This is a genomic window from Nocardia sp. NPDC051990 (genome assembly GCF_040680755.1).
Classification (GTDB): Bacteria; Actinomycetota; Actinomycetes; order Mycobacteriales; family Mycobacteriaceae; genus Nocardia.
Map to the genome: position 1 here is coordinate 166,885 of NZ_JBFAXH010000009.1, position 19,893 is coordinate 186,777.

Here is a 19,893-nt window from a genome sequence, read left to right on the forward strand (position 1 = left end):
CTAGCGGTAATTGCCTGATGCGTGCCTGATGGATGTATGACCGCGACAATTCATAAAGTCGTGGCAGGCAATGGCTATCAGTATTACCTGCGTAATGTCGCCGCGAACGACAATTCCGCTCGCGGCCGGTCCAGCCTGGCCGACTACTACTCGGCCCAAGGCGAAGCACCGGGGCGCTGGCACGGCACCGGCCTGGGTTCTCTGGGCATCACCGCGGGTGATGAAGTCACCGAAGAGCAGATGGAATCGCTGTTCGGATTGGGGCGTCATCCCAACGCCGACGTGATCGAAACCGCGGTCTATGACGAGCAGATACGCCTCGGCACGAAGCACAAGGACGCCGCACGCACAGCCGATAAAGCCTCTCGTCTGGGTAACCCATTTCGGGTTTATGCGACGGCTTCCGAGTTCCGGAAACGGTGCGCGCAGGCATTCGAGCAACACAATATTGCGCACGGATCAGACCCGCACGACGCCATTCCCGATACCGAACGAGCGCGGATTCGCACCACTGTCGCGACACAAATGTTCACCGAAACCTACAATCGCGCGCCCTTGAATGAGCGTGAATTATCGGGGTGGGTGGCACAGAACTCTCGCCCGAACACGACCGCGGTCGCCGGTTTCGACATCACTTTCTCGCCGGTGAAGTCGGTGTCGGTGCTGTGGGCTCTGGCGCCCCGCCCGGTCGCGGAGAAGATCGAGGCCGCACACCAGGCCGCGATAGGCGACGCACTCACCTGGCTGGAACAGCGCGCGATCTTCACCCGGTTGGGGCGCAACGGGATCCGGCAGGTCGATGTCGAGGGCATCGTGGCCGCACAGTTCACCCACCGCGACAGCCGCGCCGGAGACCCGGACCTGCACACGCACGTGCTGATCGCCAACCGGGTTCGCACCCTGGATGGGCGGTGGCGCACCCTCGACGGTGCAGCGATATACCGCGCTGTCGTCACGGTGTCCGAGATCTACAACACCCGCTTGGAACACCACCTCGAAGATCTCGTCGGCGTGGAGTTCGCCGAACGGGCTGGTACAGACCCTGCCAAGCGACCGATCCGCGAAATCGTCGGCATCCCAGCCACGTTGATCGAGGCGTGGTCGCGGCGCGAAGCCGCGATCAAGGTGCGCCTCGGCGAGCTCGCGACCGAGTTCCAACACCGGTTCGGGCGTGAACCGATCCCTGGGGAAATGTATGACCTCGCTCAGCGCGCCACTCTGGAAACCCGCCACGCCAAACATCAACTGCGGTCGCTAGCCGAACAACGCGCCAGCTGGCGGGCGGAAGCCGTCGCGCTGCTCGGCGGCCGAGAAGCGCTGTCGCAGATGTTCGTTGCAGTCTTGAATCCGGTGCGGATACCCCGGGTCGCGGTGTCGGCTGAGTGGATCGCGCACATGGCCGAGCGTGTGCTGGGGGTGGTGGCGGAGCACCGAGCGACCTGGCGGCCCAACAATGTGCGCGCCGAAGTCGAGCGGCAGGTCCGCGGCCGCATCCGAGGCCAGGATTGGGAACCAGCCGCCGAAGCCATTCTGACAGAAGCGCTCTCGCCGACCCGGTCGATCGAACGCGGCGATCCCGATATCGCGGATGCGCCCGAATTGCGTATGGTGCCCGACCTGTTGCGTCGTCGCGACGGCTCCAGCGTCTACACGGCTGCGGGCTCGCAGCTGTATACCTCGACGCACGTGTTGTCGGTGGAACAGGCCTTGATCGAGTTGTCGGTGCAGTCCGGCGCCCGCCAACTCTCCCCCGACACGGTGACCGCGGCGGCGCGCAACTACAACACGCTCAACCCGGATCGGCCGCTGAATGCCGGACAGGAAAGTGTCATAGAAGGCTTCGCCACCTCGGGTTTGCGGATACACACCGCCAACGCCCCTGCAGGGTCCGGGAAGACGACCGCGATGGCCGTACTCACCGACGCCTGGCACACCAGCGGCGGACAAGTCCTCGGCCTGGCACCCACCGCGTCAGCCGCGTCGGTGCTCGGGGAGTCGATCGGCGCGCGGGTCGAGACCGTCGACAAAGTTCTCGACGTCCTCATCGGTCACCTACCGCGACCGGACAACCCGGCGCTGGATCGCGAGCACCCGCCGCCGCTGCCGGAGTGGGTGCTGCAGATCAACTCCGACACGTTGGTGATCGTCGATGAGCACGTCAAGCTCGGCAACCTCAAACGCCTACGGCTGCTGCGGTTTCTGGCCGGGCGCGGGGCGACGATCCGCTGCATCGGTGACGATCAGCAGCTGCCCGCGATCGAGGCCGGCGGCGCGGACGCGGACATGAACGCCGCAGCTCCCGAGCAGACCCTGACGCTGACCCACGTCGTCCGTTTTGCCTCGACGGCCGAAGCGACGGCCAGTTTGCAGCTGCGCGAAGGCGATCCGGCCGCGCTCGGGTTCTACCTCGATCACCGACTCATCCACTCCGGCGCCCCCGCCACCACCCACGACGACGCCTACACCGGCTGGATCGCCGACCATCTCAACGGTCACGACAGCGTCATGCTCGCCGCTACGCACGACATCGTGGGCGAGCTCAACCAACGCGCCCGCGCGGATCGGATCGCTCGTTCCGGCGTCCTCGTCGGGCCCGAACGTGTGCTCGCGGACGGGCTTCGCGCGTCGATCGGGGATACGATCGTCACCCGGCGCAACGATCGACGCCTGCGTGTGGGCGATCGAGATTGGGTTCGCAACGGGTATCGGTGGATCGTTGCCGGTGTCCACGACGATGGAGCTTTGACCGTGACGCACCTGCGTTCGGGTCGTCAACGCGGTCAGACGGTGACACTTCCGCCGCGATATGTGTCCGAGTTCGTGCGTCTCGGGTACGCGAGAACGATCGATTCCGCGCAAGGAATCACCGCCGATATCTGCCATGTCGCGCTCACCGGAGGTGAGTCCCGCCAGCAGCTCTACGTCGCGATGACCCGCGGTGTGCACGCCAACCACGCCTACGTTCCGACCGCGTTGGACGGCAGTGAGGGCTCGTTTTGGAGTGAGCCGGCGGTGTTTCCGCGCACCGCGGTCGAGGTTTTGCTGCGTATCCTGGGCCGCGACGGCGCTCAAGCCTCGGCACACACGCAACTGCGCGACGCGCTCGACCCGCGCAATCGGATCGGCCGCGCACTCGATATCTACCTCGACGCCCTCGGTGTCGCCGCCGAACATGCCCTCGGCGCTGATGGCCTGGATCGTCTCGACGCCGCGGCGGAAGCATTGCGCCCCAACCTCACCGACAGCCCCGCCTACCCCGTGTTGCGTCAGCATCTGGCGACGATCGCGCTGTCCGGGCGCGACCCGATCGCTGCCCTGCACAATGCGGCGGGCGTGCGGGAACTCGACACCGCCGATGATGTTGCCGCGGTGTTGGGCTGGCGTCTGGACCCCTCCGGCGCGCACTCCACCGGTATCGGACCGCTGCCGTGGGTACAAGGAATCCCGCGCGGTCTACGCAAAGACCTCGACTCCACTCAACTCACCCCGCGCGCCCGCATCGTCGGCGACCTCGCGGCCCAGATCCGACGCGACATCCAGTGGTGGACTCCGGTAACAGCGCCGCACTGGGCTCGACCTCTCATCGGCACCGATCCAGGGCTGCTCGGCGAGCTCGCGGTCTGGCGCGCCAGCCTGCATGTCAACGACCGCGACATGCGCCCCACCGGAGGACCCCGCTACGGCGCGCTCGAACGTGAGCACCAACAGCTCCTCAACGAGCGGGTCACCAACGCGCTCGGCGACATCGGTCTGCCGGTCAACAAATGGGCCACCACCATCGAGCGTTTGGACGCCCGCGTCGTATCCGACCCGTATTGGCCCGTCCTCGCCGACAAGATCGAAGTCGCCTCCCGCGCGGGAATCGACATCGAAGCCCGGCTCACCGACGCCGCGGCGGCTCGACCGCTTCCCGATCAAATGCCCGCCGCCGCGCTGTGGTCACGTCTCGAGTTGGAACCCTCAGCACTCGACACCGGCCTCGGCCAACGCAACCTGCGCCCGGACTGGATCACCGATCTGCGCACCGTGCTCGGTGACGCTGCCGCCGACCGTGTCACCGTCGACCCGGCCTGGCCGCGCGTGGTCGCCGCGATCGACCGCGCGACCGGCACCGCATGGACACCCCCGCAGCTACTGACCACCGCGCACGAACTGCTCCTCGCCGCTCAACCCGACGACACCTCCAGCCTGCGCCCCGACCAACTCGCCAGCGCTTTGGCCTGGCGCATCGACGCACTCCTGCACCACATACCTACCCAAGACCGCGACCGGTCGAGCACCGACGCGCCTGCTCGCGCGGATTCACCCGAATCCACCGCATCCCCTGATGCACCACGAGAACCCGAACTCAACCAGGAAGGCCGCCAAGCATTGATCCCCGAACCTGCGCCATCACCGGCATTCGATGTAGATGTCGGAGCCGAACGCGTCGCCTTTGACTTGCCCGACCGTATTCGTGAGGTGGCCGAACTTTTCCGTAGCGGCCAGATCGCCGCGGCCGTCGATACCTACGGCGACCTCGCCGACATCGCCACCGACGAACAACACACCATTCTCGCCGACATCGCAGAAACCCTGTACCGCAATGCTTTTCCCGTCGCTCGCGCACGGTTGCGGTGGGCTGCCGAGCGAATCCCTGAGCATCGCGCGCTCATCCAGGCATGCACACCGGACAGCGACCCGCACGTCTACCAAACCCCCAACCGCCCAGCCGAACCCGGCTACCGCCGCGACCGCCACCGCGAAGTCGCCCGTGACCACCCCGGCCACATCGACCCCGATGCACGCCGCGAACAACTCACCGACGCACAGATCGATGCCCGCCGAGCCGACCAGGGCTACCACGACACCCGCGCCGACGTCGACGACCAACCCCACGACAACATGATTCCGGACGGGGTTCTGCATCACTACTACCGCCAGGTGTTACCCGACGCGCGCCCGAAGCACCGCCCGCTCGATTACGACCGCGCCGCCCTACCCGACACCCAGGGATTGGGCTGTGTCGCCTGCGGCCTCGAACGCACCCGCACCGACGCCTCCCCCGTGCCGTCGCGCCGCGCCGACGACGGGCTATGCGGCGAATGCCGCGACAGCAATAGGCAAGGCATTCCCGACCACGATCCCGCCGACCACATCGCCGCACGCTGCACCCACATCGCCGCCACCGAACCCTCCGCCGCCGCTCGCGCCATGCTGCGCCGCGACTGGCGCGCCACGCGCAACCCAGCACACCGGGCTGCGATCGAAGCCTGGCTCCACGATCACCCACTCCCCGACGCCACCCAGCCATCGCAATTCGTCGACCCCGCCGATCCAGCGTTCGGCAATCCGCTCTACGTGCTCACCGACACTCAACTCGACGAGCACATCGCCCAACTACACCAACGCCTGGCCCTCGCCGACACCGAGACATTCCTGTTCAACCCACCCCAGCACCCACCCGAAAATCAGCCGGACCCAGACGATCTCGCCCGCCGCCACACCGCAGCACAACGGGCGATCCGCGACGCCCACACCGCCGACCAGCAACTCCACACCGCCGCCAAAGCCTTCCACGCCGTCGCGACCGAACTCCACGACGCGCGCGCCGATCTCGACGCCACACCCACCTACCGGCGCGGCCAACGCCGAGCACTGCAAACCCGCATCGACACTCTGATCGCCGAACAAGCCACGCGCAACCGCGAACACAGCGCCGCACGCGCCGCCGCACGCCAAGCAAAACGCGACGCCATCCTGCTCGCCGGAACCCCGGACGGCTGGGACAAACTCCTGAACACCGCCCCTGAACACGCACTAGACACCGACCAACACCACACCGAAGCAGGAGCCCACGCCGGTGATGAAGTCCGTACCCGCATCGCCGACATCAACCAGCAGCTTGAGGAATACCGCACCGAGCAACGCCGCCGGCGCAACCTCACCCACACTCAGCTAGCACACGAACAACACCATCGAGACCACATCGAACCGGCAGACGAACCCGGGCATGAGAACAGCACCGACCACGCCGAGCCTGTCAATCACCTTCCAGACGATGACCTCGGACTATAAGCGCTGAACGAAACAGCAAACCGTTGGTTGCTGACGTCGCCACAGTATCTCAGCCGCGAAGGCGCCGACGTCCTTGTCGTCGAGCAGGGCGAACCCGTGGGCCTGGGGCGGGTCAGCAGCAGCGTCAGTGCCCATTTCGATGAAGCCCGGATCTGCCGTGCTACCTGAACCCGAGAAAACTCGTCGCCGCCCAACTCGTTCTGACCGACGCTGCCGGGGGCCGATGCTTGCGCGGCGTAGTCCACGCGATCGGCAAAGACCGGGGCTGTGGAAGCTGCAGGTGATCCACGATGACGGGGGCATCGATGAGGTCACCGCGGAGAAGGTGCTCATCACCACTGGTGCCTTCATCAACATTTAAATAGTTGAGAGCCTCGGCGGTCCGTTGGGACCGCCGCTGCCGAATCACCTTCAGCGAGGTAAGGATCTTACCCGGGGTTGAGATCCTCGGCGGTCCGTTGGGACCGCCGCTGCCTGAGCTATGGCTGCTCTTTCCGCCCAAAACCTCGTGTTGAGATCCTCGGCGGTCCGTTGGGACCGCCGCTGCTTGCCGCCGGAGTTGACGTCGATTACCTGTTGAAGTTGAGATCCTCGGCGGTCCGTTGGGACCGCCGCTGCTCGCGGGATCGCGATCCCCCGCGCGAGAGGTGGTGTTGAGATCCTCGGCGGTCCGTTGGGACCGCCGCTGCCTTCGCGAACTCACCCACGCTGAGCAGCTCGAAGCCGTTGAGATCCTCGGCGGTCCGTTGGGACCGCCGCTGCGGCACCGGCGATCGCCAAACCCCAAGGGCCAGACAGGTTGAGATCCTCGGCGGTCCGTTGGGACCGCCGCTGCGCCAGAGCCAACCGCGAGCGCCAGGCCCTCGCCGCCGTTGAGATCCTCGGCGGTCCGTTGGGACCGCCGCTGCTGGACAGAATTATCAGCCTGTTCACGTGGATGCCGTTGAGATCCTCGGCGGTCCGTTGGGACCGCCGCTGCGGTGGCGCTCGTGAGCTGGTCTCGGGAATCTTCGAGTTGAGATCCTCGGCGGTCCGTTGGGACCGCCGCTGCCGTGGGGTTATCGGATGGCCGTGGACGACAAAGGGTTGAGATCCTCGGCGGTCCGTTGGGACCGCCGCTGCCTGCTCCGCGACGGCGCGGTGTTCCTCCGCTACAACCCGTTGAGATCCTCGGCGGTCCGTTGGGACCGCCGCTGCGCTGGATAACCAGCTGTTTTCGTGTTTCGGGCCGCTTCGAATATTGATGGCGCTCTTGGGGTGTCGCTGTTTTCGCTGCATGGCGGTTGAGAACCTCCCTGGTGCTGTGGTCGCACTGGGGGTTCCGAACTGGATCAGGTGTTCACAGGATGAGTGGCTCGTCGTGGGGTGGTTTCGTCACGGCGCCGAGGTGTCGTGCTACGGAGAAGGTGCCGGCGTCGAGTTGGTAGATACGAATGCTGTCGGTGTCGGGTTTGATGGCGTGTGCCAGGGCTGCTTCCAGCCGAAGTCGTGTGGCTGGTGTGCAAGTGATCTCGAATACTGATTTCTGGACTCGGTAGCCGTGACCCTCGCAGATTTTGGCTACTCGACGTAGCCGGGCGACTCCGTCCGGAGTGACCGTCTCGACGTCGTAGGTGATCAGCAGTTCCATCAGGTCACCATCCAAGGGAGATAGGTTTCGCTGTCTCCACGCAGGTGCCGGGCGAGCAGCCGCGCTTGTATCAGCGGGAGCAATCCTGCGGGGATATCGCGGTCGAGGTAGACGTGCGGCCAGTTCCGTTCGCGGGCGAGGGACCATTGCTCAAGGAAGAAGCGGCGTCCGTCGTCGGTGAGTTGAACCTCACCGCCTGGCAGTGTCACTGTGTGCGCTTTTGTGATCTGGTCGCGGTTGATGAGTGTGAGGACTAGGCGGTCGACCAGCAGCGGCCGGAACTGCTCCATGACGTCCAGCGCTAGTGCGGGTTTGGCCGGGCGTATGCCGTGAAGATATCCGATGTAGGGATCGAGTCCTACTTGTTCAAGAGCGCCGTGAACGGATGCACGCAGCATGCCGTATCCGAATGAGAGCAGGCAGTTGGCGATGTCGGTTGGTGGTCGTTTGCGGCGGCCAGGTTGTGTTCCCGGCGCGATGGACGGAAAGCTTTGGAAGTAGTCGCGGGCGGCTCGGCCTTCGATACCCAGTACCTCGTTCAGGTCGCGGGCTTGTCCGAGTGTAGCGAGCGCAGTCTCGTGTCGGCTGGCTGTGGCGCGCAGCGTGGTTTGGCGGGTGCCATCGACATCACGTGCGGCTCGAAGCAGCAGTTGCCGGTAGTTGTGTAGTTTGCCCGCAACCATAGCTTTGGCCAGCAGTAGTCGGTGCGCGCGGTCATCGTGTGCACGGATCTGTTGCAAACGCAGCTGCGGGTTGCCCGTCAACGGCCCCGACACCCGAGCGAGGAACTTGCCGTTGCGCGTTAGCCAGGTGACCGCCCGGCCGTCCGCGGCGCATCGATGCAGCAGATCATCGGTGAGGGTAACCCCGTTGAATGCGACGATGTCTTGGATTCGAACCAGGGGTAACAGGTGTCGGCCGGGTTTGTCCGCGTGGTACACCCGCAGTGCGTCGCCGTCGAGGTGAAGGCTTGTTCCCGGCGTTGTGACGAACAAGGTCTTGAGCAGTTCAGGCACCGCAGTCTCCGGGTTTTCGTGGCAGGAACAGGTCGATCTTGCGGTGGGCGGATATCTCCGGTAGACAGCCGGGGCGCAGAGAGCAACGGCGACAACGGCTGTCGTTGACCGCGGGTGGGAGCGAGCTCAGCGCGATAGCTTCCCGCAACTGCGCTACCGCTGCCCGGACCGCGGTGCTGAGCCGTTCGTCGACGTCGATCTGATGACGGCGGCGCGTCTTTCCAGCGAACAGTTCACCGTAGGGCACCTCGTCGTTGAACATTTCGCGCAGGCAGAGCACTTGAGCGGCGACTTGGAGATCAGCTGCGCCGCCGGGGCGGTAGGTTCCGGACTTGTGTTCTACCGGGACGGGGCCAGTGGTGGTCCAGTGCACGGTGTCGCAGATGCCGTGGATGCCGAGTTCGTGGTTGTAGACGGGCAAGGATCGCCAGATCTTGGTCCCTGCCCGTCCGGTGAGTGTCCCGCCCCTGTCGACGGCGGCGTGCGCGAGATCTCCGCGAATAGTGTCGAGGTTGGACTCGAAATACGCTTCCTGCCAGATCAAGACAGCCTGGCGCGGGCAGTAGACGTAGTGTTCGATCGCCGAAATCGGCACGTTCCATCGGTCGTCCACGCCTAAGGGGCCAGACATTTCGACGGTTAGCTGATGACCTGGGCGAATGTCACACCGTCAGGCAGATCGGTGGTGTCAATCTCGGAGACCTCGTATTCGGCGAAGCTGCGCGGCCCGAACTCGCCGTTCTCGTTACGCAGCTTGACGACAACGCGGTCGAGCAGTTTATGCGCGGGTGCGTTACCGAAGGCGTTGTCGTGGCTGAAGACATACAGGCCACGGGTGGCCATGCTGCCCCGAGCAGCGGAGCGGTCATGGTCGAACATCATCTCGAGTACGCGGTAGAGGAGTTCGAAATCCTTTGTGTCGACTCCGGTTTGGGTACCGCGGCTGGCGGAGTAGGTGATCTCGGCTCTGTAGAGTCCGTAGGGGACGGTCCATTTCCCGCCCATCTCAGTGGATTCGCCTTTGTCGATGTCGGTTTGGCGGGTCTGGGTGACGCGGGTGATCGCGTGCTCGGTAGGCACGACGGGGTCGATGGAGCGCGCCATCCCGACTTGCAGTGGTCCGCGGATCTGGCCGAGGGCGTTGGTGTCACCGGTGGACAAGACCGCCCCGAACAGACGGATATCGGCGTAGCGATCACACAACCAGGCTTTGGCAGTCTCGGCTTGCTCCTTGGTCAGCTTATTCCTGAGTTTGAGTCCGGTGGCGGCGTAGGACTCGGCCAGGCGAGTGTTGAGGGCATAACCGGCCTCGACGAAGATGCCGTAGCGGGGGTTGTCGGGTGCGGCCAGGGCCAGGGTGTCGCGGATTTTGCGTTTGATGCAGACATCGGTGATCAGGCCGTGGCCGGATTCGATATCGACGCGTGGTTGGTTACCGGCGTCTGGATTGCCGTTGGGGTTGCCGTCGGTGACGTCGAACAGCAGCACCATGTCATGGCGCACAGCAGGATTTATGTGGTTCGCAGAGAGGGTGCTGGTCATAGCGATGGGTCCCTTTCAGGAAGCAGGCAGTGTCAGGATCGGGAAGTGCTGTTGGCGCTGTCGGCGAGTTGATGGTGGTAGCCGAGGATGAACTGCTCTTGTTGCCGCAAACTGCACCGCATCGGTAATCCGTTGGATCCCTCGACGAGCTCGTAGAGCTCAGTCAGCTGCTTCTTGCAGTGCGCGGCCAGGCGGGGTGATTGACGGCGGCTGATTTTGCTGAGCCAGGCGTCGGCCTCGATCCGGCCTTGGGTCAGCGCGACCCTAGGTGTGGCCACAGCGCTGCGGAAGTACCGGCTGGTGAAGGTGCTGTTCACCTCGTCGGTCTTCTTCTCGGTCTTCTTCTCGGCCTCCGATCCGTCTGTCCGCGTGCCGGTTTCGTCCGTTCGACTGGCGAGATCGCGGTGGGCGGTGCGCTGGGTTTGTTCCAGCAGGGCGAACAGGCGCCCTGCGAGATAGGCTGGGGCGCGCAGATTCTTGTCGAGCCCGGTAGGCATGGGCGAGTCCTCGATTCGGTGGGGGCAGCGGTTGAGGGCGAGACGGATCAGTGCGGCACGAATATCGTCGACGCGGCCGTCGTTGCTGATGCGGTGCAGCAGGTGAGCGCGCAACGCCATCGATACCGGCACGCCGAGGAATGCTGATCGCAGCAGCTCGTGGTTGGCTTGGGCGAACCTGTCGGCGTTCTTGGCGCCGGGGCGAGCGTATTGTCCGGCTCGCTGGTCCCAGCGGCCCAAACATTTGACCATGTCCTCGACGCCATGCCAGTGCCGGCCCGGTGGCAGCATGGTGCCATCGGTCAAGGTGCGTGGCTGCGACCAGCGGGGAGTGTTGCGATGATCGTCGAACCAGGCGGCGATATTGCGGTCCAGGCTAGGTGTTTCGGGGTCGTCGCTGGCCAAAGCCATGTCGATCCAGTCCCGGACCATGACACGGGAGACGTTGCCGCCGACAGCGAGCCAGCAGAATCGGGCGGCCTTCCTGTTGGCGGTCGGCTTACCGTGATGGACCGAGCGCAGCAGGGTGTTGATCCGATCAGGGTCGGGCCGGATGACCTGCTCCGCTGGTGCTTGTTCGTCGGGATCGCTGACCCACCACGCCATCCGCGTGTCCTGGGCGGGATAGGTCATCGTGTGCTCCGAGGACAGCACACCGATGAGCCCGCCCATCATGTCGTTGGCACAATGCAGGCAGATCGGGGTATAGGTCAGCTGGTCGTCTGTCAGGTCATAGCCGAAGACTCGCGCATTGACGCTCACCAACGCCGCGTCGTTGCTCGCTCCCGGAACTAGGCTCGCAGGGACCTTCATCGGGATGTTCTTGGTCAACTCCCGAAACCGACCACACACTAGACATGCATCGACACGGCCGGTGGACTTACTCGCGACAACTTCAACAGACCAATATTCAGCCGCACTACGGCTGCGGTAAGCGGGGACGCCATCGACGATGGTGACGACACCATCCTTGGCGCGAATCCCCTCGGGGCGAACCAGTTCAGTGAGCCGCCCCGAACCGTAGAGGGCCGACAGCAGGTGAGGCACAGGGTCCGCGACCGCATCCACAGCCGCAGCCCATCGGTCTATCAGCCCGACGTACGCCCGATGACAGTCGGCGACCCGACTGTCTTTGGTTGTGTCATCACCCCACCCCAACACATACTGCACGTCGTCGGCCGCGAGATGCGCCAACACATTCATCGTCCGATCCGACGTCGGAACCGTATGTGTCACACCGCGCTTCGGCGCATCCAAGTCCCGCAAGGGCGCCAGAGCAACACCGTCGACGGCACCGTTGCGTGTACGGATATCGAGTTTCCAGCGGAACTCACGATCGCGATGAAACGATGCCACGTCGTCGCGGCTACTGCGCCCATAGACCGCCAACCGTTCGAGCAGCATCACGATACCTTCGAAGGTTGTTGCATCAGACCGACTTTCGGCACCTCTAGCACGCCGTGGACCAACGCCGCACGGAACCACGTGAACGATTTGCGGTCACCTGCGTGTTGGATGCTGTGAAGCATCACACCCAAGTCTGCCGTGAGATCGATCGGTGGCGTGTCGTCGGGCTCGGAGAACCGTGCCGCGAATTCTCTTGTCCCCAAGTAGGGTTGAGAAAAGCACTGGCCACGGGCGACGCGGCGCCGGAACTGATCCCGATATGCCGACTCGAGCTTGTCCGCATGCGGGCGTACATCGATCTGGGCATGAATCCGATAGCCGACATCCTTCAAGCACACAGCATTTCGCTGCACCCGACGCGCCGCGGTGTCCACTCGCCGGACCCCCGAGACCGCATCCGCGAGTGAGGCGAGATCAGTAGTCTCGTTTCGCCGCAAGGCGAAGTTCCTGATCTCTTTCAGGACCTCGATGCGTTTGATCCGATAAGCAAACTCCGGCTTCCAGTAGATCGCTTCCAACACCCCGGCCGCAGCCGTCGGCGTCATCACCGGATACGACACACGCTCCGCCGTCAACTCCGGCCTTGTGAACAACGCACCAGATCCCCATACCTGCACAACTAAAGACACCGAAACCACACCCCTTCCAGCACTTCTCATTCGAGACAATACGGAATCAAGACCACTTCCATGGAATTCATGTAAATCGCCGCTTGATCCACCCGTGCAGCGCAAGTCACTGTACCGCCATGAGCGCCTCGGTGGAATCGGAAATTTTCCGAAACTTATTGCAGGAGTGGAGAGTCGACATGAAGCGGAATCATGCCGTACACCACCGACAGAAACGGCCCCCATTGCCAATAAAACCGGGCGGTCGAATAGTTTGCAGCGCATCGGAAAGGCAAGCCACGCCTTCACCAACCGGGCGCGACACACAGCAACGCCCGGCGCCGGAGGTAACCCCACAAGCCGCGATTTACATGTTGAGATCCTCGCCGAACCATACGGACCAGCGCTGCACGGGCGGCGGAATAATAGCCGAGTTACAAATAACAGTCGCGATCCTCGCAGATCCGTTCGGACCGGCGCTGCCTGGATGACCGGCATACCCACCGCGTCCACGTAGGTGTTGAGATCCTCGCCGATCCGTTCGGACCGGCGCTGCTGGATGAACTCGCTCAGCCGGGCGGCGATCACCTGTTGAGATCCTCGCCGATCCGTTCGGACCGGCGCTGCCGGGAGTGGGCGTCTCAGCAACGCTGGGAAACCGTTGAGATCCTCGCCGATCCGTTCGGACCGGCGCTGCCCACCGCGCCGAGATCGCCGATGTACGCGAGCGGGAGGTTGAGATCCTCGCCGATCCGTTCGGACCGGCGCTGCCACACCAGCAGCGATAGCTACCGCCGGATGCTCCAGTTGAGATCCTCGCCGATCCGTTCGGACCGGCGCTGCCATTCATCGGGGACGATCACAGGTCTTCCTTCCAGTTGAGATCCTCGCCGATCCGTTCGGACCGGCGCTGCACCCGAGCCGCCGGGCAGCTCACCGAAGCGGTCAAGGTTGAGATCCTCGCCGATCCGTTCGGACCGGCGCTGCGCTGCCGCCGCTAGATCGTTGACACAGTCGGAGTGGTTGAGATCCTCGCCGATCCGTTCGGACCGGCGCTGCCTCGTAGTGGTAATCGAGCAGCCTGCTCGCAGTAATTGTTGAGATCCTCGCCGATCCGTTCGGACCGGCGCTGCCCGAACGGGTCTCCGACGTCGCCGAGTTGCCCGTGGTTGAGATCCTCGCCGATCCGTTCGGACCGGCGCTGCCACGACGGGTGCCCGATCACGAACACCCACATGGCGTTGAGATCCTCGCCGATCCGTTCGGACCGGCGCTGCTTGGCTTGGGTGCACGGCAATATCCAAGAGAAATACGTTGAGATCCTCGCCGATCCGTTCGGACCGGCGCTGCGTTCTATGGCGCTGTTCTCGCGCGCCTGGAGAGGGAGTTGAGATCCTCGCCGATCCGTTCGGACCGGCGCTGCTTCTACGAGTCGGACATCTGGACTCGTGAGGGCAAGTTGAGATCCTCGCCGATCCGTTCGGACCGGCGCTGCATGATGTCCCCGCGCCTCGCGGCCCACTGCTCCATGTTGAGATCCTCGCCGATCCGTTCGGACCGGCGCTGCCCTGCGCGAAGTGCAGGTTTAGCTATGCGTCTCGATCATGACACGAGAGACGCGCGATCGGTTTCTCCTGGATGCCGGTTCGGAACCCCCTAGATATCCACATCGCACTTACGGTTCCGAACCGCTGAGTGTGGCGATATGCGTTTACCGCTGCTGGATTGGAGTACATCGGGGACAGGCCAAGGTCCCACCGAGTGCTCGGCACCAAACCCGGGCTGCCTGGCCAGCGAATGCTAGTCAAAACACCGTTGGCAGGTCGTCGTCAACGACACCGACGCCACGACAGTCCTCAGGGTCCCAATCATAGGTACCTTTCCACCGTCCCAGGTCACCAACGATGTTGTCTATCAACGCCGCAGTCTCGGGTTGCTGTGCGCGGAAGCTGCTCAACTGAACTATCCACGGCTGCAGTGTCCGCAGTGCCTTCGCGGATCCAACGCGACCTGAGGCGAGATCAGCTAGTGTGGCGTCGATCAGTGGACGGTGATCTGCATCGTCGACAACGACCGGCACGGTGTCGTTGTCGATCATGCGGAATGCCTTCTTGCGGTCCCTTCCCGTGCTACGGCCCAGGTCTATCTCCGGGCCGTCGGTGACCGCGATGTAGTCAAGCTTGCGGCGGTTGTCCTGCACGACGTGACCGACATTCCATTTGGTTCGGTCGATCGGCCGGTGATCCAGCCGGAGCTGTTCATACAGCTCTTCATAGTAGCGGGCGAGAGCGTCCTGATTGTCCAATTCCCTTCCTGTAGAACCGAAGTGAATAGATGTAAGGTCGCATCCGGCCTCATAGTCAGTTGGACGTTTGCCCTCGGCAGGGTCGAACACCACAACGAGACCGCCACCGGCGTACTCGCCGTTTCGGTTGGCGCGCCCTGCGGCTTGCTGAATCGAATCCGCTGGCGCTAGTGCACGCCACACCACGGGAAAGCTCAAATCCACTCCAGCCTCGATCAACTGAGTAGACACGACCAGAACCGGCAACGCATCGCGGACCCGCTGAGCAACGACGGCCAGAACAGCTCGCCGATGCTCAGGGCACAGGCGCGTCGAGAGATGCCAAACATGGTGCCGCCGCTCCGAAATCAGACGGTAGAGCTGCCGCGCGTCCGACACCGAGTTGACAATCACCAATGCTTGCGGCTGGTCGCTCACTTCGTCGGCGACCTGCTCCCAGCTGACTTGCGCGTCCAGTCGCCGTTGATAGCGCACACGGCGGGCCCGATCGAACAATGCCTGCGGCTCGGTGATGATCTCGTCGATGTTCAGCTCGCCGCCTCCCCTCTCAGGCCCGCGCCACACCGACAACGACTGGAATTGCGGCTGGGTCGCCGAGGTCAGCAACACGGTCGTGCCGAAATGCTCTGTCAGCGTGCGCAATCCGCTCAAGATCGGCAACAACAACCTCGTCGGTAACGCTTGCACCTCATCCAGAATCAGCACAGCGTTCGCCAGCCGATGAAGCTTACGCACTTGGGAAGGCTTGCGGCCGAACAACGACTGGAACAACTGCACTGTCGTCGTCACCACGAACGACGCATCCCAATTCTCAGCCGCCAGCCGCCCCCACCTCTGCGCTTCGGTCAGCGGAGCGGGCACATCTCTGTCGGGTTCGAAGCGAACACTGGAATGATGCTCGAGCACAACCGGCTGTTCCTCGGTGTCGAGCAACCCTCGATACACATCGGCGTTCTGTTCGGTGATCGTCACGAACGGCACAGCGATGACGACACGAGACTTCCCCCAAGCCCGCGCGTGCTGCAGCCCGAACGCACCTTGGGCGAAGGTCTTCCCCAACCCGGTCGGTGCGGCCAGACGAAACACTCCCGGATCACGTTCCGCGGCAGCGACTGCAGCGCCGTACACCTCCGCGCGCAGAAGATCAGTAGAGGTCGATGCGCCCGCCAGGTTCGGTTTCCGTGTGATTCTCTCCAGCCGCCGACTCTCGAATCGGTCGGCCAGCACGGCCATATCGGCCGGGTCGGCGACTTGCGGCCCCAGCAGTCCCCGGCGATGAGCCCCGGTATCGAGATGATCTGCATCAACCAACGCCGAAAACACCATCCGCAGGCCCATCTCCATCACCAACTCGTTACCCTCGCCCTGCCAACCCGACGGAATCAGCCCCGGCCCGTCCAGAACGGTCTTAGCTTCCGGTACAGCATCGAAATACCCGGCAGCCGTGTCTGTTTCCCCCAGCACGGGCCCCTCCGAGACGAAGTCTTCGAACAACTCCTTGCTCAACAAGCCACCGTGATGTCCCCACGCAGCCATCGCCGCGACATCAGCAACCGGGTGCAGCAGCCGCGCACCGAGTTCCTTGTGCGGGACGCCAACACGCGCCCCGCTGGCCTCAACCTCCAACAAACGGCTCTGCCACGAACACGACGCCTTACCCGCATCATGAAACAACCCCAGCGCATACGCCAGATCACCCGCACCGAACACAGTCGCGAACCGGCTCGCCCACTCCCCCGTCGACCTGCAGTGCGCCTGCAAGCTATGCCGCACCCCAGACACATCACTGACACTATGAGCCCACAAAGTCACCCATCACACGGTAGCGAAATATGTTCTACAACAACAGCACTCGGACTTCGTTAGACAAAACACCCAGCCCTGCAAGGAGGCGTGGCACGTCGATCAGGCATGAAAAAGGGAGCACTTCCCGATCTTGGGATGCACTCATTGCTCACTTCTAAGAGTGCTTGGGGAACTTCATGGGCAGTTCGTAGATAGCTCGGCTTTTGCCCGGTCCTTTGAAGTCGGTAATGATCGAGATGCCGTTGATCTCCCGATCGCCGGGCACGTTGACGAAACCCAGGGCGGTCCAAGTAGCGTGCGCTGCTTGGTTGTCGGCCTCGGACGTCAGGTATATGCGCTCGCAGTCCCATTTTTCGGCTTGTGCTCGCACGCTGTACAGGAGCGCTCGCGTGATGCCGCGTCGCCGATATTGCGGATGGGTCATGACGTCCTGGACGTACACCTGTGAGGGGTTGTCCTGGCCTCGGAACGCGATCACGGCTCCGGTGATGCTGTTGTCGGCGGCGATTGCGATGGGGCAGCTCGTGGAGAACAGCGTGGCGTAGAGCCAGTAGTCGGAAAGGGTGCGGGCACGGATATACGGTTCGCCGAGCTCCATGAGCTGGTGGACTTCGCCGATGTGCTCGTGCTGAAGCGGAGTGACGATCACGGACGCACTGCCTCCAGATCCTTCGGACGACGCCGGTCAATTGGGTTGTGGTTTGCCAGCATTGCGCGGCGGTATCAGGGGCGTTGGGCCAGGGCACGAAGCCTTGGCGGAGATCGTTGGTTCGGCAGAATTCGGTAAGCGCGGGATAGAAGTCGTCACCTGGTCGAACACGACACCGAATGATCGGCCGAGAGACAGTTCGCCGCTCTGCATGATCAGCGGTCGCCGGTGGGATCGGTTGGCCAGGGCCATGTTTCAGCATCGAGGTATCCACCCTCGGCGCCGAACGCGGCGGTGATCGCGGCGGCGTCGCATTTCGCTGCGAGCAGCGTGAGCAGCAGGATGCGAGCTTTGATCGGATCGAGATAGCCGGCCGGGATCACACCGCGAGATATGAGGTCGCGTTCGGAGCCGGGGAACCCATAGGTTGTCTGAAGAGTCGAGCCGCTACCGGTGCGTGAGGCGAGTACGACGGGAATCTTGCTGGCGAGGGCTTCCAACAGCGGGACCATGTGCGCGGGAACGTGTCCGGCCCCCAGGCCCGCGACGACGATGCCATCGACATGCTCGCCGACTGCCCGCAGCGTGGTGCCGTCGTCGCCGAGTGCGATGGTGATGATCGCGACGCGGATGTCGTCGCTCGGTGTGGCGGGGACAGCGGCGCGGCGGGGGAGGTGATTCAGCAGCCGGGGGTGGCCTTCGACGATGTAGCCCAGTGGCCCGCCGTTGGGTGATTGGAATGTGGCGGGGCTGGTGGTGTGGGTTTTGCGGACTCGGCGCGCTGCGTGGATTTCGTCGTTGGCAACGACGAGGCATCCTTGGTCGCGGGATCCCGGGTGAGCGGCGGTTTGGATGGCGGCCAAGAGGTTGGCAGCACCATCGGCTCCCGCCAGTGTCGGGTTGCGCATCGCTCCGGTCACGACCACTGGTTCAGCCGCGGTGTGGAGGAGATCCAGCAGGTAGGCCGTTTCCTCGATCGTGTCGGTGCCTTGGGTGACAACGGAACCGTCGGCATCACCCAGTCGTTGATGAAGGGCACCAGCCAGCGCGCTGATGTCGGAGATCCTCAATGAGGCGCCGGGCATTTGGCGGAAGTCGACCACCTCGACGGTGATGCTGTTGTCCGCTAGTCCTGGGATGGCGGCAACGAGCTGCTCGGCCGACAACGTGGGAATGACACCACCTGTGGGGCTGGCCGACATGGCAATGGTGCCACCAAGGGCGAAAATGATCACGCGGCGGCCGGTATCGACGGAGGACACCCCGGCAGCCTAGCGATCTTGGCCGTTGAGGTCGGGGTGGAAACTGTGCGCGGCGTAGGCCGATCCACTGACGCCAGCTGGGTGACGCTGACGGATTCATCGTCCTCGGCGCCGATTGGAATGGAAGTAGTGGTCACGTTCGACCAGGCCGACGATATCCGTGCAGGCGTCCTGACTCAACGGCGTCGCACAACCGTCACCGAGGATGGTGTTCACGAGTTGCCAGGGGTCGGATCCGACGAAATCCACAGCGGGGTTGATACATTCGACGAGCTGAGCATGCTCATGCATGAGCATCACCGCGGTCCGCACCGGGATGTGATGGCCTTGCCTTTGCAACCACTTGGCCAGATCGTGGGCGACGTCGCCGACCTGGCGGGGCCAGCTCCGGCCACCTCCGTCGACCGCCCATTCAGGCTCGTACACGGTCCCCCGGGAGCTGAGCCTTTGAAACCACCAATCCTCACCGACGGCGTGGAGCAGAACCCGGCGGCGTTTGACCTCGACAGCCCATGCCCCCGCCGGGCCGACTAGGACGTGATCGGTCTCTCCGCGTCGGTTGCGGTAGCCGCGCAGCATCACCCATTCGTCGGGTAGGAGGCCGGAAAGACTCCAGGTGAGCAATTCCTCGCCGTACACTCCGGCGCCTTGCTGCTGGACGCGGTTGTATGCCTGTAGTGCCTCGTGCGCCGCCCATTCCACCTGCTGTGACGCGTCACCGACCCATGCCTGGGCAGCCTGCTCTGCGGCGGTGGGCACCGACAGGATCCGCTTCCACAACGGCTTCGTCCGACGAGCAGCCTCCAATTCGCCGCACGACTGAGCGTAAACGTCTTGCCACGCAGCCTGATTCGCTGAGGCACCCTTCAACTGCTGCTCGGACAGTTGAAGCTGCTCGCCTCCGTGGTCGGAAAGTACCTTGACCCGCATCCCGCTGCGCCTCCTTCCCGCGCTGCCGACTCACAGCATGCACGAATAGAGCCAGGACGACCACGTTGTGGAGCGCCGACGTGCACCTCTCAGACGTAGGCAATCGGATAGAGGGGGATCTGCGATATGACTGCGCAGTTGAAGAGTGCGAGGGTGGACGTTGTTGTCGCCAAGGCCGCCGAGT

The 19,893-nt window shown here is 63.8% G+C and carries 11 protein-coding genes and 2 CRISPR repeat arrays; of the genes, 1 reads left to right on the top strand and 10 read right to left on the bottom strand.

Going from position 1 to position 19,893, the window contains the following annotated elements:
* The first annotated feature begins 36 nt into the window (after positions 1-36).
* Positions 37-6,057: a MobF family relaxase gene (mobF, locus tag AB0L63_RS19245; protein WP_364502333.1), complete on the top strand. Its 6,021-nt coding sequence runs from the start codon at positions 37-39 to the stop codon at positions 6,055-6,057.
* Between the two features lie 364 nt (positions 6,058-6,421).
* Positions 6,422-7,254: direct repeats of the CRISPR family, unit length 37 nt; unit sequence GTTGAGATCCTCGGCGGTCCGTTGGGACCGCCGCTGC.
* A gap of 142 nt (positions 7,255-7,396) precedes the next feature.
* On the opposite strand, the gene cas2 is transcribed toward mobF, so the two are convergent.
* The 10 genes from cas2 to AB0L63_RS19295 form a co-directional block, all read right to left on the bottom strand.
* Positions 7,397-7,687 (bottom strand): CRISPR-associated endonuclease Cas2, encoded by a 291-nt coding sequence (cas2, locus tag AB0L63_RS19250; RefSeq protein ID WP_364502336.1) that lies wholly within the window; start codon positions 7,685-7,687, stop codon positions 7,397-7,399.
* Positions 7,687-8,703: a type I-C CRISPR-associated endonuclease Cas1c gene (gene cas1c, locus AB0L63_RS19255; RefSeq protein WP_364502338.1), complete on the bottom strand. Its 1,017-nt coding sequence runs from the start codon at positions 8,701-8,703 to the stop codon at positions 7,687-7,689. Before cas1c ends, cas2 begins: the two co-directional genes overlap by 1 nt.
* On the bottom strand, positions 8,696-9,334 hold the full coding sequence (cas4, locus tag AB0L63_RS19260; RefSeq protein ID WP_364502341.1) for a CRISPR-associated protein Cas4: 639 nt from the start codon (positions 9,332-9,334) through the stop codon (positions 8,696-8,698). The genes cas1c and cas4 overlap by 8 nt, the downstream gene beginning before the upstream one ends.
* 8 nt (positions 9,335-9,342) lie before the next feature.
* A complete protein-coding gene (cas7c, locus tag AB0L63_RS19265; RefSeq protein WP_364502343.1) occupies positions 9,343-10,206 on the bottom strand; it encodes a type I-C CRISPR-associated protein Cas7/Csd2 in 864 nt (287 codons plus the stop codon).
* A gap of 71 nt (positions 10,207-10,277) precedes the next feature.
* Positions 10,278-12,146, bottom strand: coding sequence for a type I-C CRISPR-associated protein Cas8c/Csd1 (locus AB0L63_RS19270; protein WP_364502346.1), 1,869 nt, complete (start codon positions 12,144-12,146; stop codon positions 10,278-10,280).
* A complete protein-coding gene (gene cas5c / locus AB0L63_RS19275) occupies positions 12,146-13,042 on the bottom strand; it encodes a type I-C CRISPR-associated protein Cas5c (RefSeq protein WP_364502481.1) in 897 nt (298 codons plus the stop codon). Before cas5c ends, AB0L63_RS19270 begins: the two co-directional genes overlap by 1 nt.
* 88 nt (positions 13,043-13,130) lie before the next feature.
* Positions 13,131-14,324: direct repeats of the CRISPR family, unit length 37 nt; unit sequence GTTGAGATCCTCGCCGATCCGTTCGGACCGGCGCTGC.
* 237 nt (positions 14,325-14,561) lie between these two features.
* Positions 14,562-16,874, bottom strand: coding sequence for a CRISPR-associated helicase Cas3' (gene cas3, locus AB0L63_RS19280; RefSeq protein WP_364502349.1), 2,313 nt, complete (start codon positions 16,872-16,874; stop codon positions 14,562-14,564).
* Positions 16,875-17,022: 148 nt separating this feature from the next.
* Positions 17,023-17,517, bottom strand: coding sequence for a GNAT family N-acetyltransferase (locus tag AB0L63_RS19285; protein ID WP_364502352.1), 495 nt, complete (start codon positions 17,515-17,517; stop codon positions 17,023-17,025).
* A gap of 215 nt (positions 17,518-17,732) precedes the next feature.
* Complete coding sequence (locus tag AB0L63_RS19290; RefSeq protein ID WP_364502355.1) at positions 17,733-18,779, bottom strand: asparaginase; 1,047 nt, start codon at positions 18,777-18,779, stop codon at positions 17,733-17,735.
* Between the two features lie 96 nt (positions 18,780-18,875).
* Positions 18,876-19,538: a nuclease-related domain-containing protein gene (locus AB0L63_RS19295; protein ID WP_364502358.1), complete on the bottom strand. Its 663-nt coding sequence runs from the start codon at positions 19,536-19,538 to the stop codon at positions 18,876-18,878.
* Positions 19,539-19,893: the final 355 nt, after the last annotated feature.

Coding starts and splice junctions, on each gene's coding strand:
- mobF (WP_364502333.1), top strand. CDS start 37: ATGACCGCGACAATTCATAAAGTCGTGGCAGGCAATGGCTATCAGTAT.
- cas2 (WP_364502336.1), bottom strand. CDS start 7,687: ATGGAACTGCTGATCACCTACGACGTCGAGACGGTCACTCCGGACGGA.
- cas4 (WP_364502341.1), bottom strand. CDS start 9,334: ATGTCTGGCCCCTTAGGCGTGGACGACCGATGGAACGTGCCGATTTCG.
- AB0L63_RS19270 (WP_364502346.1), bottom strand. CDS start 12,146: ATGCTGCTCGAACGGTTGGCGGTCTATGGGCGCAGTAGCCGCGACGAC.
- cas5c (WP_364502481.1), bottom strand. CDS start 13,042: ATGCGCTGCAAACTATTCGACCGCCCGGTTTTATTGGCAATGGGGGCC.